Origin of the sequence: Photorhabdus sp. P32 (genome assembly GCF_038085095.1) — a bacterium.
Taxonomy (GTDB): Bacteria; Pseudomonadota; Gammaproteobacteria; order Enterobacterales; family Enterobacteriaceae; genus Photorhabdus; species Photorhabdus luminescens.
In genome coordinates this window covers 25,757-42,498 of sequence record NZ_JAZGJN010000281.1, presented here as the reverse complement: position 1 = coordinate 42,498, position 16,742 = coordinate 25,757, and the positions used below count along the sequence as shown (strand labels likewise).

Annotated in this window: 18 protein-coding genes; 13 read left to right on the top strand and 5 right to left on the bottom strand. The window is 41.8% G+C overall.

Annotated elements, in window-relative coordinates:
- Nucleotides 1–3: 3 nt before the first annotated feature.
- On the bottom strand, nucleotides 4–1,197 hold the full coding sequence (locus tag V2H77_RS16615; protein ID WP_341499692.1) for an efflux RND transporter periplasmic adaptor subunit: 1,194 nt from the start codon (nucleotides 1,195–1,197) through the stop codon (nucleotides 4–6).
- A 129-nt stretch (nucleotides 1,198–1,326) separates the two neighbouring features.
- Here V2H77_RS16615 and acrR point away from each other — a divergent pair, with 129 nt between their 5' ends.
- The 4 genes from acrR to V2H77_RS16595 all read left to right on the top strand — a co-directional run bounded on the left by acrR (nucleotide 1,327) and on the right by V2H77_RS16595 (nucleotide 4,269).
- The gene (gene acrR, locus V2H77_RS16610) at nucleotides 1,327–1,968 is read left to right on the top strand and encodes a multidrug efflux transporter transcriptional repressor AcrR (protein ID WP_065389297.1); all 642 of its coding nucleotides are present in this window, start codon (nucleotides 1,327–1,329) and stop codon (nucleotides 1,966–1,968) included.
- A 411-nt stretch (nucleotides 1,969–2,379) separates the two neighbouring features.
- Nucleotides 2,380–3,054, top strand: coding sequence for an energy-coupling factor ABC transporter ATP-binding protein (locus V2H77_RS16605; RefSeq protein ID WP_088375052.1), 675 nt, complete (start codon nucleotides 2,380–2,382; stop codon nucleotides 3,052–3,054).
- Complete coding sequence (locus tag V2H77_RS16600) at nucleotides 3,051–3,680, top strand: energy-coupling factor transporter transmembrane component T family protein (protein WP_341499691.1); 630 nt, start codon at nucleotides 3,051–3,053, stop codon at nucleotides 3,678–3,680. Before V2H77_RS16605 ends, V2H77_RS16600 begins: the two co-directional genes overlap by 4 nt.
- A 40-nt stretch (nucleotides 3,681–3,720) precedes the next feature.
- Nucleotides 3,721–4,269: a biotin transporter BioY gene (locus tag V2H77_RS16595; RefSeq protein ID WP_341499690.1), complete on the top strand. Its 549-nt coding sequence runs from the start codon at nucleotides 3,721–3,723 to the stop codon at nucleotides 4,267–4,269.
- Here the strand turns inward: V2H77_RS16595 and V2H77_RS16590 are convergent.
- Together V2H77_RS16590 and V2H77_RS16585 are read right to left on the bottom strand one after the other, a co-directional pair.
- Entirely contained in the window at nucleotides 4,266–5,171 is a 906-nt protein-coding gene (locus V2H77_RS16590) for a DMT family transporter (RefSeq protein ID WP_341499689.1), read from the bottom strand. The two genes, V2H77_RS16595 and V2H77_RS16590, sit on opposite strands and share 4 nt — an antisense overlap.
- Nucleotides 5,172–5,205: 34 nt before the next feature.
- Nucleotides 5,206–5,970, bottom strand: coding sequence for a 2OG-Fe(II)-dependent halogenase WelO5 family protein (locus V2H77_RS16585; protein ID WP_341499688.1), 765 nt, complete (start codon nucleotides 5,968–5,970; stop codon nucleotides 5,206–5,208).
- A gap of 122 nt (nucleotides 5,971–6,092) precedes the next feature.
- Between V2H77_RS16585 and V2H77_RS16580 the strand changes: the two genes are divergently transcribed.
- Entirely contained in the window at nucleotides 6,093–6,530 is a 438-nt protein-coding gene (locus V2H77_RS16580) for a DUF1284 domain-containing protein (protein WP_341499687.1), read from the top strand.
- A gap of 128 nt (nucleotides 6,531–6,658) precedes the next feature.
- On the opposite strand, the gene rsmS is transcribed toward V2H77_RS16580, so the two are convergent.
- Both rsmS and priC read right to left on the bottom strand, forming a co-directional pair.
- The gene (gene rsmS / locus V2H77_RS16575; RefSeq protein ID WP_341499686.1) at nucleotides 6,659–6,826 is read right to left on the bottom strand and encodes a pleiotropic regulatory protein RsmS; all 168 of its coding nucleotides are present in this window, start codon (nucleotides 6,824–6,826) and stop codon (nucleotides 6,659–6,661) included.
- A gap of 22 nt (nucleotides 6,827–6,848) precedes the next feature.
- Nucleotides 6,849–7,391, bottom strand: coding sequence for a primosomal replication protein (priC, locus tag V2H77_RS16570; RefSeq protein ID WP_341499685.1), 543 nt, complete (start codon nucleotides 7,389–7,391; stop codon nucleotides 6,849–6,851).
- 143 nt (nucleotides 7,392–7,534) lie between these two features.
- Here priC and apt point away from each other — a divergent pair, with 143 nt between their 5' ends.
- From apt to wzz(fepE), 8 genes are all read left to right on the top strand, one after another.
- Nucleotides 7,535–8,086 carry an adenine phosphoribosyltransferase gene (apt, locus tag V2H77_RS16565; protein ID WP_341499684.1) on the top strand — a complete coding sequence of 184 codons (552 nt, stop codon included), beginning with the start codon at nucleotides 7,535–7,537 and terminating at the stop codon, nucleotides 8,084–8,086.
- 96 nt (nucleotides 8,087–8,182) lie between these two features.
- Nucleotides 8,183–10,171 carry a DNA polymerase III subunit gamma/tau gene (gene dnaX / locus V2H77_RS16560; RefSeq protein WP_341499683.1) on the top strand — a complete coding sequence of 663 codons (1,989 nt, stop codon included), beginning with the start codon at nucleotides 8,183–8,185 and terminating at the stop codon, nucleotides 10,169–10,171.
- 56 nt (nucleotides 10,172–10,227) lie between these two features.
- Entirely contained in the window at nucleotides 10,228–10,557 is a 330-nt protein-coding gene (locus tag V2H77_RS16555) for a YbaB/EbfC family nucleoid-associated protein (protein WP_265378751.1), read from the top strand.
- Entirely contained in the window at nucleotides 10,557–11,162 is a 606-nt protein-coding gene (gene recR, locus V2H77_RS16550; RefSeq protein WP_341499682.1) for a recombination mediator RecR, read from the top strand. Before V2H77_RS16555 ends, recR begins: the two co-directional genes overlap by 1 nt.
- 298 nt (nucleotides 11,163–11,460) lie before the next feature.
- A complete protein-coding gene (gene htpG, locus V2H77_RS16545) occupies nucleotides 11,461–13,353 on the top strand; it encodes a molecular chaperone HtpG (RefSeq protein WP_341499716.1) in 1,893 nt (630 codons plus the stop codon).
- 299 nt (nucleotides 13,354–13,652) lie between these two features.
- Complete coding sequence (gene adk, locus V2H77_RS16540; protein WP_265378752.1) at nucleotides 13,653–14,297, top strand: adenylate kinase; 645 nt, start codon at nucleotides 13,653–13,655, stop codon at nucleotides 14,295–14,297.
- A 176-nt stretch (nucleotides 14,298–14,473) separates the two neighbouring features.
- Nucleotides 14,474–15,451, top strand: coding sequence for a ferrochelatase (gene hemH / locus V2H77_RS16535; protein WP_341499681.1), 978 nt, complete (start codon nucleotides 14,474–14,476; stop codon nucleotides 15,449–15,451).
- A 179-nt stretch (nucleotides 15,452–15,630) separates the two neighbouring features.
- Nucleotides 15,631–16,734, top strand: a complete 1,104-nt coding sequence (gene wzz(fepE), locus V2H77_RS16530; RefSeq protein WP_341499680.1) for an LPS O-antigen length regulator Wzz(fepE) — start codon at nucleotides 15,631–15,633, stop codon at nucleotides 16,732–16,734.
- The last annotated feature ends 8 nt before the right edge of the window (nucleotides 16,735–16,742 follow it).

Sequence of the window (16,742 nt, the reverse complement as noted above, 5' to 3'; positions counted from 1 at the left end):
AAATTAAGACTTTTTCGCAGGTTCAGCTTGGTTTGCAGCAGATTTTGCATTTAAGTCCACTTCTTCTGCTTTAACCGGTATGCCGGGTTTAATTTTTTGCAAACCAGTAACAATGACCCGATCACCTGCTTTCAGACCGGAAGTTACTAGCCATTTATCACCGATAGCTTGGTTCGTGGTGATAATGCGTGGTTCGACTTTTTCGTTTGCGCCAACCACCATGACAGTAGCTTCACCACGAGGTGTACGGGTAACTCCTTGTTGAGGAACGAGTATTGAATCCCGGCGAATACCTTCTTCCAGTTTTGCACGAACAAACATGCCTGGCAGTAACTCTTCATTTGGGTTAGGGAATATAGCACGAATAGTGATAGAGCCTGTTGTTTCATCTACGGTGATATCAGAGAATTCCAGGTAGCCTGTTTCACTGTAATTTTTACCATTTTCCATGATCAGGTGAACTTTGGCCTTATTGTCCCCTTTTTGCACAACACCTTTGGCGATTTCATTTTTAAGACGCAGATAATCATCACTTGACTGAGTGACATCCACATAAATTGGATCTAGTTGTTGAACAGTTGTCAGTGCTGTTGGTTGACCAACAGAAACTAGAGCGCCTTCAGTTACAGTAGATTTGCCGGAACGACCACTAATCGGCGCTGTAACTTTGGTATATGCCAAATTGATACGGGCGGTCTCTACAGTCGATTTCGCTGCCTGTACTATAGCATTCGTCTGCGCGTAGTCGGCGCTGGCTTTATCAAATTCCTGTTGACTAACATAGTTTGTACCTAACAGTGACTTATATCGGTTGACTGTTAAGCGCTCGATCTCTGCATTAGCTTGAGCTTTTGCCAACTCAGCTTTAGCTTTGTCATAGTCAGCTTGGTAAGTTGCTGGATCTATCTGATATAAAGATGTGCCTGCTTTTACATCGCTACCTTCTTTATAGTTTCGTTTTAGAATTATACCGCTTACTTGTGGACGAACTTCTGCAATGCGGAAGGCTGACGTTCGGCCCGGAAGTTCTGTCGTGACCATCAGAGGTTCATTTTTCAGCGTCACGATACCGACTTCAGGAGCCTGTTGATTCCCAGCACCTTGCTGGGAGTCTTTGTCGTTACATCCTGAAAGAGCTAAGCTGCCTGAGAATACCAGTACTGTAGCCAGAGGCAAAACTCCCCTGTTTATTCGCATAAGTAAACCTCAATATTTTTAGATGTTGACCCTTCAATCCGTAAAACCATTACTCCATTAATAACAGCATGCTATAATACAAACATACGTGAATGTATGTAAATCCATTTTAGGTTAAAATTAGAGTGTATGGCACGAAAAACTAAACAACAAGCTGAGGAGACCCGGCAACAGATTATAGACGCAGCTATAAAAGAGTTTTCTGAGCGCGGTGTCTCTGCTACTTCACTGACAGATATTGCCACAACAGCAGGGGTAACCCGAGGGGCAATTTACTGGCACTTTAAAAATAAAGTAGACCTGTTTTCCGAAGCTTGTAGAATAACAGATTCTAAGATTGACGAATTAGAAAAAGAGTATCAAGCAAAATATCCTAATAATCCACTCCTGATTTTAAGAACTTTAATCATCCATATCCTGACGTCGGTCGTTGACGATCCGAAAAACCGGCTATTAATGGAGATTTTTTTCCACAAATGTGAGTTTGTTGGTGAAATGTCTGCCTTGGTGGAAGTCCGTCAGGAGCTGTGTGTTGCAGACTACGTGCGTATTGAAGAATCTCTTTCTGGTTGTATTGCATCAGGTCAGCTTCCTTATAATCTTCATCTGCGGCGAGCGGCTATCATGTTAAGAGGATTGATAACGGGCTTATTGGAAAATTGGTTATTTGCACCAGATAGTTTTGATATTCAGAAAGAAGCGGAGTCGTTAGTAGACAGTTTTATCGATATGCTTAAATATAGTGAGCATATGAAAATCACTGAAAAATGAAGAACCAGAATAATAGAGGCAAATTCTATTTTGGTAATTGCTAACAATGTGGCTAATGGCAAAAAGTCATTATCTTATGCTCTATTGTTTATCTGCTGTTATATAGCAGATGAGCTTGAGAAGCTGAGCTAAAAATATGTCTAATATCAGATACTATTGTCGGTTTTGTTAGGGAAGAGGTCAAAAAAAGCTATAACCTAAGGTAAATGTTGAAGATTCTGACTGTGTAAAATGTACTGATTAGATTTGGCGAGCGTAGAATAGCTGCTCGTGATATCAGCAAGTTGGAATTGGTTGATAACGCTGATATCAGTACATTGATTGAATTTTCCCTACGGATTTTGTAGACACATAGCGCTATGTGAGAGCAGTGTTATATTGCTGACTACGGTTGTTAAGAGATAGCCATCTATGTTGGAAATACGAAATGTAACGCATGCCTATGGCGAGCGAGTGATATTGAAAGAATTAAATTTGCAGCTAAAGGAAAAACGGATTGCCATCATAGGTAGTAACGGTTGTGGCAAAAGTACATTCGCACGTCTTCTTAATGGATTGTTGGTACCGAAAAGTGGTGATGTTTTGGTGGATGGTCTGAACACTAGAACGGAGGGTAAAGCGATCCGGCGTAAGGTGGGTTTCGTATTTCAGAATCCTGATAATCAGATCGTTTTTCCCGTCGTTGAAGAAGATTTGGCCTTTGGGATGAAAAATCTTGGTTTTTCTAAGGACACGATTCAACAAAGAACGCAAGAGGCGCTTTCCCGATATGATTTACTTCAATTTAGGGAGTATCCTGCCCATCTTTTAAGTGGTGGTCAGAAACAACTCCTTGCGATTTCTGGTGTTCTGGTGATGGAGCCCGATTACATTATTTTCGATGAGCCTACAACCTTGCTGGATTTACGAAACAAGCGCCGTGTTGCCGAAGCAATTGATAACTTATCTCAAACTGTGATTGTAGTATCTCATGACCTTGATTTTTTGGCGGGATTTGATCGTGTTCTGGTATTTGATGATGGTCGTGTGGTAGTTGATGACATACCCTCTATTGCTATTCCTGAATATGTAAGGATGATGCTATGAACCTATCTGGATATAATCCTGGTTCATCATTTGTGCATCGAGTTAGCCCTGGGCTTAAAATTATTTCTTTGGTCATTCTGGGAACATTGCTTTTCTTTGTTCCTCGTATCGATCTTTCTGTTGCGGCGTTGACAGGCATCGTACTTTTGTACTTGTTAGCCAAAATCTCATTAAAAACTGCTTGGATGCAGTTACGGCCGGCGCTATGGATACTCGTACTTATTTTTATAGTCCAATTGCTTTTACACCACTGGACCGCAGGTGTACTTGTAGTGGTTCGTCTTGCCTCTCTTTTGCTGCTGGCCTCGCTTGTTACTCTCACTACGCGCTCTTCTGATATGATCGGCGCATTGGAAAAGGGGCTTGGGTGGTTGTATTATCTTGGCATCAATCCTGGAAAAGTAAGCTTGGCTCTATCGCTTACTTTGCGGTTTATCCCTGTTCTGGCGTCAATTACAGAAGAAGTACGAGAAGCGCAGAAAGCAAGAGGTCTCGATAAGAGTATCATTGCAATTGCAGTTCCTGTTATTGTGCGAATGCTCAAAATGGCAGACGATATTTCCGCTGCTATTGAAGCTAGGTCCTATGATCCAGAATTTGGCAGAAATAAATCAGGCGGCAATTGAAGCAGGGGTTGTGGCTGTATCGAAAAAAAAGGGGGATTAAATGTCTACCAAAGATATTGTTTATATAGCACTATTTGCTTCTCTAACCGTAGCGCTGGGTTTATTTCCGCCACTGACACTTCCCGTTGTGGGCGTTCCGATAACGGCGCAGTCAATGGGAGCAATGCTTGCTGGCGCCATTATTGGCGCGAAACGGGGTGGATTAGCATTATTGCTCTTTTGCGTGCTTGTTACCGTTGGATTACCGGTAATGTCTGGAGGAAGGGGAGGATTGGGTGTATTTCTCAGTCCAAGTGGCGGCTTTATTTTGGCATGGCCGATTGCTGCTTTTGTTATCGGCTATTTATATGAGAAAAATCTTGCAAACCTAAATACCTTTAAGGAAGCTGTATTCCTTGTCTTTGGTGGAATTATGATTGTTTATGTGATCGGTATCCCGTGGATTGCCGCATTTGCCAATATCAGTATTTGGCAAGCAACCATAGGTTCGATTGGATTCATACCCGGAGATATTATCAAAATTGTACTGGTTATTTTGATTGCGAAAATGGTTCGTCGGGCTTATCCCACTCTTGAACCGCGTTCTTAAATGTCAGTTTTTGTCGTGGGTTGATGTTTTCTTGTGATTACCCAATAGTTACCGCTAAGTGTCATCATTGTGCCGATTATGGCCCAAATGGTTGGACGATAGCCCTCTGTAACGCTGGAGATCGTCAAAGCTACGAGTGGAACGAGAAGCATTGTATAAGCTCCTCGTTCAGCTCCCAAACGACCGACAACGGCAAAGTAAGTTGTATACCCAATCACCGAAGGAAACAGGATCAAATAGAATAGGGATGTTACATAGGCTGGCGATAGATCAAAATTAAACGTTTGCTTGGTCAAAAGGGCATAGCTGAACAAGAATATGGCGCCATATCCCATAGAAATCCCAGTCATTGGCAGAACATTGACACCTTTTCTCTGTAACTGAACAGCGGAAATGTTAGCAAATGAGAATGTCAGGGTTGCTGCGATTGCGTAACCGAATCCTGTCCAATTCCATTCGTTATTTAAAAATTCTGGGCTAAAAACCAAAATTATTCCAGTCAGCCCGACTATAGCGCCTGCTAGCACTGTCCATGAAATCGATTGCCGTAGGAAAAGAATTGCGTTTATAGAATTGAATAATATGACTGAAGAGTAGATGAGGGCGATTAAACCGGTAGTGATCAAGGCTGTAGCCTTGTAAATCAGCAAAAATGTGACAGCGAATCCGAATGCTCCAAGTGTGGCAAAAGAGAGGTGCTCACGCCAGGTATGTGTAAGTTTTTTCCGTGAAATTACAGCAATCAAAAGTAGCAATACCGACGCACATCCAAAACGGTAAATCAAGGATATTACAGGTGAAACATCAGTTAATTGTAGTTTTGCTGCATACCACGATGTTCCTCCAGTGATGATCGTCACGACATACAGAGCAGCAGTAGAGTAAGAAGAGGCGCTCTTCATATTCAGGTCCAAAGTGTTTTACTAAAAAGATGTATTACGACCATAAGATCAACTTTTTCTCATTTAATACACCGATGAAGGAGCCTGTGGCAATTCGGTTGCTGTTTGCAGGCAGGATAATATGAGGGTTGCTGGTGTTAAAAATGACGACGGAGCCGACTTGAGGTCGGAAAGTGAAAGATTCGCAATCAGCTAATAGAGCACTGTCATACGGTTTGTATGTTTTATCGACCGCAGTACTTTTGAATGGTTGGTTATAGATCACGGTTTCTCCTCCCTGAGAGGGAGATAAAATATAGAGATTCCAGGCAAGCTGAGTCGATATATCTCCGACGATTAAATTTCCTTTCGCAAAAGTGGGTGCATAGTCCACATGTAAATCCGAGCCACCGGAGATAATCCGGACGATACCGGCAAAATAGGAGCCAAACCCCGGTTCTTCTGCGACCGAAATGCTGAAATTTGTATCGTGATTGATATATCGTATGAACCGAGCAACTGGATCAAAAGCTTGATTGGTAATTTGGGTGAGAGTCTGCTCAGCTACGCTAACTTGAGCGAAATATTGCTCTTTTGGTCGATTGCGGTAATGAGCGAGTGGATTTCCCAAATAAAACCCCGGCCTTCCAAATTCATATGGCTTTGCCTTTATGCTCAATATTGCAGACGAAAGCTGTTCTGCTTCTTCTTTAGTTGCAAAACCATCTATCATCGCTGCTGGAATCTTGTTATCTATGATTGCCTGCAAGCTTTCTGATGATAATTTGACAAGCTCGTTTGATACCCACCGTGACGACATAACAGTCGATTCCTAGCCGATTTTCTTTATATTAGAAAAAATGATCTATTAATGGTCAGTATCAATCGTATAGCATTGGTTGTATAAAAATGCAACATCTGATCACGTTCGGGAGGGCAATAATGACAATATCTCTGAGAGGTCATCACCTTTTGTGTATTCTTACCTACGCAGGCAACGGATATTCCTCTGATTTTGTTGAAAATTACAATAGGATTATTCCTCGAATTCGGGACGAAGATATCCTGATTGTGGCAGGACCGGATGACATATGCATCCCTTTGCTTGGAGAAGACAAACCTCATTGCTTTGGCGAGAGTGTTATTGTCCGGGATAGTCAAGCTTTGGAATCAATTGGTTCTCTTATGGGCAGGCCAGTTGAGGTAGGTCATACGCTGAGGCTTGATGAAACCTATTTAAGACAGGCGAGGTGGGCTTTCAATCGTGGGATCATAAGAGCTGCTTGTGTAGGTTGTGAATGGGAGCCGCTTTGCACTCGCATTGCTGTGGATGATTATTCTTCAACGTTTCTTAAACGAAATAGTGGAAAGAGTGAGTGACGATACAAAGCCATTTGAAATTTTGCAAAGGCTGATATTGATATGAATGTATGATCACATACTTAAGACAAACGTAAATCTTTTATAGTATCGATCAGGGTATCTATTGAGGTGTTGAAGTAAATCGCTCAATATTCCTTCTTCGACTGTGATTGCTTCGCTAATTTTGCTTGATAGTCATGTTTGACTATTTCCAATGCGGCGAGTGCAATTTCAGGGGCGATTTCATTGCATTCCAGTAAATAGATCAGATCAACAGCAAGTTGAACTTCAGGTGGTGCATGTTCGACGGACATAAAGTATTCCTCATTTGAATCGTTAGTCCATGTTCTCTTTGTATTCAATTGATTTTTCAATTCGCGTCAAAGATTGACGGCAACGTGCTAATCTTCCGGCTAATGCCGCGATTTCTTTCTGTATTTTTTGTTGATGACTAAGTGTAGTTTGTTGATTCAATTTTAGCTCTCTATCATTGATCATTGCGAGCAGACGGCGTTCATAATCCTGATGTTCAGCCAGTTTGTGATACAGATCAGTCGCTTGTTGTTTATGTTCAAATCGGCTCTCTTTTTTTCTCAATGACTGGGTGGACAATTCACGCTTTAATGCCTCTATTTGGGCAACCAGGCGTTCAGTCAGAAATGAGACTTGTGCGGTTCGGTGATCTTGAACACACTCTTTGAGTTGTTCCATGTTGTGCCTGACTTCGTGTAGATAACCACGGAGTTTATCGCTGTGTCGGTTAAATAAAGCTTGATCAAACCGGGCAGTAGAGAATGGTGTGTTTGCTAATGGCGCTATCTCTTCCGCCAATATATCGACCTGTTTTTCGAGTAAATTTAGTAACGGCTGCGTATTCATTTATACCCTAAAATGGTTATGTCTTGCGAAGCAGAATTAATCTGGAACAACAAAAAGTAGGCTGATGCGTGTTCATCAGTTGCTTTTTTCTATCAGTTTACATAGATTTTAGAACCTCCGTGTTCTATTCATTGGCGCCGATTATGACCGCAAACGCGCAGCAACTGCAATTTATTAAAGACAGCATTGAAACGGTTCCTGATTATCCGAAACCAGGAATTCTTTTTCGTGATATTACCTCTTTATTGGATAACCCTCTTGCCTACCAAATAACAATTGATCTTCTGGTAGAGCGATATCAGGACAAAGGCATTACAAAAATCGTTGGCACCGAAGCTCGCGGTTTTCTGTTTGGCGCCCCGGTTGCGTTACGTCTTGGTGTTGGTTTTGTTCCTGTTCGTAAAGCGGGCAAACTACCTCGAGAAACATTGAGTGAGACATACGATCTAGAGTATGGCACTGATACGTTGGAAATGCATAAGGATAGCGTAAAAGAAAACGATAAGGTGTTGGTTATTGATGATTTGCTGGCAACGGGAGGAACGGTTGAAGCCACTGTCCGTTTAATCCGTCGCTTAGGCGGTGAGGTTTCTGAAGCAGCCTTTATTATTGGTTTGCTTGGTTTAGGCGGTGCTGAGCGCCTGCAAAGACAAGGTATAAGTAGTTTTACTCTACTTGAATTCCCAGATCATTAATCTGCTTATTTTCGTATTACTAACATAACGGCCTCGCTGTCTGTAGTGAGGCTGTGTTAGCATGGTAGCCAACTGTATTCGATTTTCCCGGTATCAATGAGCTATCAGGTACTTGCCCGTAAGTGGCGTCCACAAATATTTTCTGATGTAATTGGTCAGGAATATGTCTTGACTGCGTTAGCTAATGGTCTTGCCCACGGCCGGCTTCATCACGCCTATTTATTTTCTGGCACGAGAGGTGTCGGGAAAACAACGATCGCCCGTTTGTTTGCCAAGGGGCTAAATTGTGAAATAGGTATTACTGATAAGCCTTGTGGTAAATGTGTTAATTGCCTTGAAATTGAACAGGGGCGATTTGTCGATTTAATTGAAATTGATGCGGCTTCCCGTACTAAAGTTGAAGATACGCGCGAATTGCTAGATAACGTGCAATATGCTCCGGCTCGTGGGCGTTTTAAAGTCTACCTGATTGATGAAGTGCATATGTTGTCCCGCCACAGTTTCAATGCATTATTAAAAACGTTGGAAGAGCCGCCTGAGCATGTGAAATTTCTACTGGCAACGACTGATCCGCAAAAATTGCCAGTGACCATACTTTCCCGTTGCTTGCAGTTTCATCTCAAATCGCTGGATATTGATCAGATAAGTGGTCAGCTTGAGCGTATTCTTAAAGTTGAGCATATAGAGAGCGACAACCGCGCTCGCCAGTTATTGGCTCGTGCTGCCGATGGCAGTATGCGCGATGCTTTGAGTCTGACGGATCAAGCTATTGCTATCGGCCAAGGTAAGGTGACTGCTGAAATAGTTAGCTTGATGCTAGGAACGTTAGATGATGAACAACCGTTATCAATTATTGAAGCATTGATTCGAGCTGACGGTCAGCAGGTTATGGCATTGGTAGAACAAGTCGCTTCGCGGGGGGCTGACTGGGAAGAGTTATTGGTAGAGATTCTTTCATTGCTACATCGTATTGCAATGCTTCAATTGTTACCTTCTCAACCAGAGAGCGCTTCTTCATCAATTGAAGGCCGTTTGCGGATATTGGCAAAAGCTATTTCACCTGAAGATTTGCAACTTTATTATCAAACTTTGCTGATTGGTCGTAGGGATTTGCCGTATGCGCCGGAGCGCAGGATGGGTGTTGAAATGGCTCTGTTCAGAGCTTTGGCATTTCATCCAAAAACAGTTATTGAAGAGGTTGCTGCACCGGTGGTAAATCCTGCGGTTATACCATCAGTTACAACACAAGTTACAACACAGCCAAAACAGAGTGATCAGGGGGATGCGCCACCGGCTAATTATATTAATGAACCGGCACAATTGGATAGAATTTCTCAGTCGGAGCCTCAGATACCTCAGGCGCTTGCATCAAGCCCAACCGCGCAGTTGCTGAAAGCAAGGAATATGTTATCCCGACAGCAAGAGCAAACGCCGACAAAAAAGCCTGAATCGGCAACGCCTGTTAAGATGAAGTCAGCAACTTCAGCCTTGGAGCGGCTTGCCGCAGTGTCAGGACAGCGATCTCAGTCATCAATAGATAAAAAACAGGAAAACAAACCTGAGAAAAAGGAAGCTTACCGTTGGCGCGCCAAGAATATTGAGGAGAAAGCAGAAACTCATGTGGCTACGCCAAAGGCTTTAAGAACAGCTTTGGAACATGAAAAAACACCAGAGCTGGCAGAGAAATTAGCGGAAGAATCTAAACAGAGAGATGCATGGGCTGAAGAAGTTGGTAAACTTAAAATTCCTAAACTGGTGCAGCAATTGGCATTAAATGCGTTCAAAGAGCAGATTAGTGCAAATAATATCCGTTTGCATCTACGTTCGAGCCAGCGTCACCTTAATTCCGCTTTCGCACAAAAGTCATTAGCGGGGGCTTTGAGCGAGTTGTACGGCGCAACGGTTGAATTCAGCATTATTGAAGATGATAATCCTGCGGAGAAAACTCCGCTGGAGTGGCGACAAGCCATTTATGAAGAGAAATTGGCACAAGCTCGCCAATCAATTATTGCGGATAAAACTATTCAAACATTGCGGCAGGTATTTGATGCTGAATTGGATGAAGAGAGTATCCGACCGGTTTAACCATGCTGCAATCTGTACCTTGTTGTACGATGTAGCCATAGCGAAGAGAGAAATCTATGTTTGGTAAAGGTGGTTTGGGCAATTTGATGAAACAGGCCCAGCAAATGCAGGACAAGATGCAGAAAATGCAAGAAGAGATCGCCAATCTGGAAGTGACGGGTGAATCGGGCGCAGGTCTGGTTAAAGTGACTATCAATGGCGCTCATAATTGCCGTCGTGTCGATATCGATCCAAGCCTGATGGAAGATGACAAAGAGATGCTGGAAGACCTGATTGCAGCTGCATTCAATGACGCAGCCCGTCGTATTGAAGAGACTCAGAAAGAGAAAATGGCCGGCATTTCCAGTGGGATGCAATTGCCGCCAGGCTTTAAGATGCCATTCTGATGCAAACCAGTCCTCTCCTTGAATCCTTAATGGAAGCATTACGCTGTTTACCAGGGGTTGGCCCTAAATCTGCACAGCGGATGGCTTTTCATCTGCTACAGCGTGATCGCAGTGGTGGAATGCGTTTGGCTCAGGCATTGACAAGAGCGATGTCAGAAATTGGACACTGCAAATATTGTCGGACTTTTACCGAACAGGAACAGTGCACGATTTGCGCTAATCCACGCCGTCAACAAAATGGTCAAATCTGTGTGGTTGAAAGCCCTGCGGATATTCATGCTATTGAACAAACCGGGCAGTTTGCCGGTCGTTACTTTGTATTGATGGGGCATTTATCCCCATTAGATGGCATTGGTCCAATGGATATTGGTTTAGATCGTCTTGAGGATCGTCTTGCCACTGAAGAGATTTCAGAGGTGATTCTGGCGACTAATCCGACAGTGGAGGGAGAGGCTACTGCCAATTATATCGCAGAGATATGTGGTCAATATGGTGTAACAGCAAGTCGTATTGCTCATGGTGTACCCGTTGGTGGTGAACTTGAAATGGTAGACGGTACAACATTGTCTCATTCAATTGCTGGGCGGCAGAAGATTACTTATTGATTTTCTGTTAATGCTTTACAGTTTTATCGAGTTGTGATTGAACATGTGCTTGAATAGTGTTGTAGCTGAGTAATGTTGTAACTGAATAGTGTTATAGCTTGGTTAGAGCAAATCGCAAAGGTTTTGAGGCGCTACATTATATGTGGCGCATGCCTTTTAGTGCATTTTGCTATGATCAAAATTACTTCATATTCTTTTGGATAATCAAACTTGAAATTCAACTTATTTATCCCCATTTGCATATCATCGTCTGATTTTGTCTATCTGAACTGGATTTAGATTGAGGTAATAAATGAGTATGAAAGGTCAGGAAACCCGTGGATTTCAGTCTGAAGTAAAACAACTTCTGCAATTAATGATCCATTCACTCTATTCCAATAAAGAGATTTTCCTTCGTGAGCTAATCTCAAACGCTTCCGATGCTGCTGACAAATTACGTTTCCGCGCATTATCTGCTCCAAAACTTTATGAAAATGATGGTGAACTACGCGTTCGCCTTTCTTTTGATAAAGAAAAGAGAAGCATTACCATTAGTGATAATGGCATTGGTATGACTCGTGATGAAGTTATTGATAATCTTGGAACAATTGCTAAATCAGGAACAAAAGCTTTTCTGGAATCTATTGGTTCAGATCAGGCTAAAGACAGCCAGTTAATTGGTCAGTTTGGTGTTGGGTTTTACTCTGCATTTATTGTGTCTGATAAAGTCACTGTACGTACTCGTGCTGCCGGCGCTTCAATTGATCAGGGCGTATTTTGGGAATCTGCTGGAGAAGGCGATTACACGGTTGCTGATATTGAAAAAGAGACGCGCGGTACAGAGATCACCCTTCATTTACGTGAAGGAGAAGATGAATTCCTGAATGACTGGCGTTTGCGTTCTGTTATCAGTAAATACTCTGACCATATTGCTTTGCCGGTTGAAATTGAAACCAAAAATAAGAGCGAAGAAGAGGGTGAAGAGGATACAGTAACTTGGGAGAAGATTAATAAAGCTCAAGCTTTGTGGACTCGTGGTAAATCTGAAATTACAGATGAAGAGTATAAAGAGTTTTACAAACATATTTCCCATGATTTTTCTGATCCGCTGATCTGGAGCCATAACCGCGTAGAAGGTAAGCAGGAATATACCAGCATGCTCTATATTCCATCTCAGGCTCCGTGGGATATGTGGAACCGTGAGCATAAGCATGGGCTGAAATTGTATGTTCAGCGTGTGTTTATTATGGATGATGCGGAACAGTTTATGCCGAACTATTTACGCTTCGTCCGTGGCTTGATTGATTCCAACGACTTGCCGCTGAATGTTTCCCGTGAAATTTTACAAGATAACTCTATTACCCGTAATTTACGTAATGCATTGACCAAACGTGCATTACAGATGCTGGATAAACTAGCGAAAGATGATGCAGAAAAGTACCAGCAATTCTGGCAACAGTTTGGTCTGGTAATGAAAGAAGGTCCGGCAGAGGATAGTACTAACAAAGAAGCTATTGCTAAATTGCTACGTTTTGCTTCTACTCATAATGACGACTCGGCACAGACAGTTTCTTTGGAAGAGTATGTGAGTAGGATGACCGAAGGTCAGGATAAGATCTACTACATCACCGCAGACAGCTATGCTGCGGCGAAAAACAGTCCTCATCTGGAGCTGTTCCGTAAGAAAGGTATTGAGGTTCTGTTGCTGTCAGAGCGCATTGATGAATGGATGATGGGATACCTCACTGATTTTGGCGGTAAAAAATTCCAGTCAGTCAGTAAGGCCGATGAATCCCTGGATAAATTGGCAGATGAAAACAAAGCCGAGCAGGAAGAAATTGAAAAGCAGTTGGAGCCGTTTGTTGAGCGTGTGAAAACATTGCTTGGCGATCGCGTAAAAGAGGTTAAATTGACTCACCGTCTGACGGATACTCCAGCAATTGTGACAACAAATGCGGATGAAATGAGTACGCAGATGGCGAAATTGTTTGCTGCGGCTGGTCAACAGGTACCGGATGTTAAATACAATTTTGAACTGAATCCTGATCACCAGTTGGTAAAACTGGCTGCTGATATCAGTGATGAATCTCAATTTGCGGATTGGATTGAACTGTTGCTTGATCAGGCATTGTTTGCTGAGCGCGGCACATTGGAAGATCCAAATCAGTTTATTCGCCGTATGAATCAGTTGCTATTGTCTGAAAAAGCTTGATTTAACTATACCCAATGGATTTCAAGATGCATCGCGACGGCAAGGGAGCGAATCCCCGGGAGCATAGCGAACTATGTGACCGGGGTGAGTGAGTGCAGCCAACAAAGAGGCAACTTGAAAGATAACGGGTATATACTTCTTGATACCACGCCTCTAATAATAAGATGAGGCGTGGTTTATTTTTTACAGAAAAATATCACGAAATCGTTTACCTGTTTCCTTGAGCAAACCCCATGCTAGATGGTATGGTGATTCGTTTTCTTAAAATATAAAAACTAACTAGCAAGGGGATTTACGCAATGCGTATTATTCTGCTGGGCGCTCCGGGCGCCGGTAAAGGGACTCAGGCGCAATTTATCGTGGAGAAATATGAGATCCCTCAAATTTCTACTGGCGATATGTTGCGTACTGCGGTTAAGGCTGGCACAGAATTGGGTTTAAAAGCGAAAGCGCTGATGGATCATGGTAAGCTGGTTACTGATGAACTGGTTATTGCTTTGGTCAAAGAGCGCATCAAACAAGATGACTGCCGCAATGGTTTCTTGTTGGATGGGTTCCCCCGTACTATTCCCCAGGCTGATGCAATGAAAGAAGCGGGGATTAACGTTGATTATGTCCTGGAGTTCGATGTTCCCGATGGACTGATTATTGAACGTATCATTGGGCGCCGTATACATGCGCCATCTGGCCGTGTTTATCACATCAAATTCAATCCGCCGGCAGTGGAGAACAAGGATGATGTTACGGGTGAAGAGTTGACCGTTCGTAAAGACGATCACGAAGATATCGTGCGTAAGCGTTTAGTTGAATACCATCAACAAACAGCACCTTTAGTATCCTACTATCAAAAAGAAGCAGAGGCAGATTACACCAAATATTTTAGAATTGATGGTACTCGTAAGGTATCTGAGATTAGTGAAGAATTATCTAAAATTTTGGATTAATCAACCTGAATGATTCTTGGAGGGCGACTAATAAGTCGCCTTATCTTATATTATTTATTTACTGTATCAGGTAAATTAGTCGGTTTTTCCTCATTGTTTTCGTATATAAACATGATTTTCATCTGTACTTTATTATGCTAGGGTTTTCACCAGCGAAACAATTAAGGATCGACATAATGAACAACGGTAAATATGGTGTTTTATTAGTTAATCTTGGTACTTCTGATAAGCCGACAACTGCGGCTGTAAGACGTTATTTAGCTGAGTTTTTGAGCGATAAAAGAGTCGTAGATTTATCTCGATTTATCTGGAAGCCAATATTATATGGTTTTGTTTTGCCTTTACGTTCTTCACGTGTAGCAAAGTTATATCAGAAAATTTGGACTGATGAAGGTTCTCCTCTGTTAGTATATGGCCGCCGGCAACAGAAATTACTGGCAGAAAAACTTGCTGACATCCCTGTTGAGTTGGGAATGAATTACGGCTCTCCATCTCTTGAGCAAGCGATTGACAACTTACTTAAGCAAAATGTTGAACAATTGATTGTTTTACCGCTTTATCCCCAATATTCCAGCTCCTCATCTGCGGCTGTATTCGATGGTATCAGTCGGGTATTACAAAAATACCGCACTATTCCTGGGATTCATTTTATTCGTAGTTATGCTGATCATCCGGCTTATATTTCTGCACTGCAAGAAACTATTGAGCAGAGTTTCGATAAGCATGGTCAACCAGACAGATTATTGCTTTCCTATCATGGCATTCCACAGCGTTTTGTTGATACGGGTGATATTTATGCTGAACAGTGTAAGTTAACAACACGATTGCTAAAGCAAGCGATTAATTATCCGGCAGAGCAGGTAATGATGGCTTATCAATCACGTTTTGGTCGCGAGCAATGGTTGACGCCATACGTAGATCAAACGGTGAAATCTCTACCTACTCAGGGAATAAAACATATTCAGGTACTTTGCCCTGGTTTTTCGTCTGATTGTCTGGAAACGCTGGAAGAGATAGAACAACTGAATAAAGAGATATTTCTTAATGCTGGTGGGGAAAAATTTGAATATATTCCGGCGCTTAACGACAATACTAGTCATATCTTACTACTTGAAGAATTGGTCAACGGGTTTATCAGAAACAGAAGTCAATAGTGATAGGATTAATCTATCATTAGGGTTCATTGGCTTTTTAAGGTATATTGCTACACGGATGCCAGCCTAGTGGAACTGCCATGCTTATTTTCAGAGTAAATGGGAATTAATCTATAGGCTAGTAGGATGATGTTTTGTATATCAATTAGTAACAGCATATTTGAATTTGGATATAAATAATGAGTAATAAACCGATTAAAGGCACTAATTTCAGTGAAGAATATTTTAATTATTACAATTCAAAACAAGATGATGAAATTGATTTGTTTGAGTTATTCTCTGTTTTATTTCAATCAAAGTTATTGATTATTGCTGTTACTATTCTTTTTGCTGTTATTGGCTTTGCAGCAGCATCTTTGATGCCACAAAAGTGGAGCAGTTCAGCTTCTATTGTTAAACCTCAACTTGAGGAGATACAGCCACTTAAAAATCTCCTGACTAAGTTCGAGGTTTTAAGTTTACAACCATCAGTAACTTCGTCGTCACTGTATAATAGTTTTTTAAATAATTTTAATTCACGGGTTTTGCGTGAAGAATATCTGGTTAGTACAGAATATTTTAAAAATCTGGTAGCTGAATCAGGTGATGATTCACCACTTGCAAAAAGAAAACTTATTGAAAAGATTGTGAATGATAATATTTCATCCTCTTCAAAAGCGGAAAAGGATGATGAAGATGGTGAAACTAAATTGACTTTCAGTGCTGGGACCGCAGAAGATGCATATAATCTGTTAAATGGCTATATTGGCTATGCATCGTCTGTTGTCCATGAACAGGTGAAGAGTGAATTAAGTGATATGGTAAAACAAAAGCTTAATTATTCTGATGGTTTGTATAAAATTGATTTAAACCGTGTGAATAACATACAAGAAGCTAATGTTGAACGATTGAAACATGCATTATCTATCGCTAATTCGGCAGGAATTAAAAAACCTATTTCCAGTGAAGGAGCAATGATCAAAGATGACCCAGATTATTCCATTGCTTTGGGGGCTGATGCATTACAACGTAAGTTGCAAATTACAGAAGAGATAAAAGATCCTACTTTGATTGATGCTGACTTACGTAACCGTTTGTTCTATATAGAAGAGCTGAAAGCGCTTAAAGTAGATAAAGTTAACTTCCAACCATTCAAGTATATGCAAGCTCCTTATGAGCCGACAGCTAAGGATTCACCGAAGCGCCTACTTATCTTAATAGGTAGTGCTTTCGCTGGGTTAATCTTGGCTGTGGTGTTTGTTCTGATTCGTCACATGGTGCGTAGTCGTCAGCAAGCAGCTTAGCTTTCCTT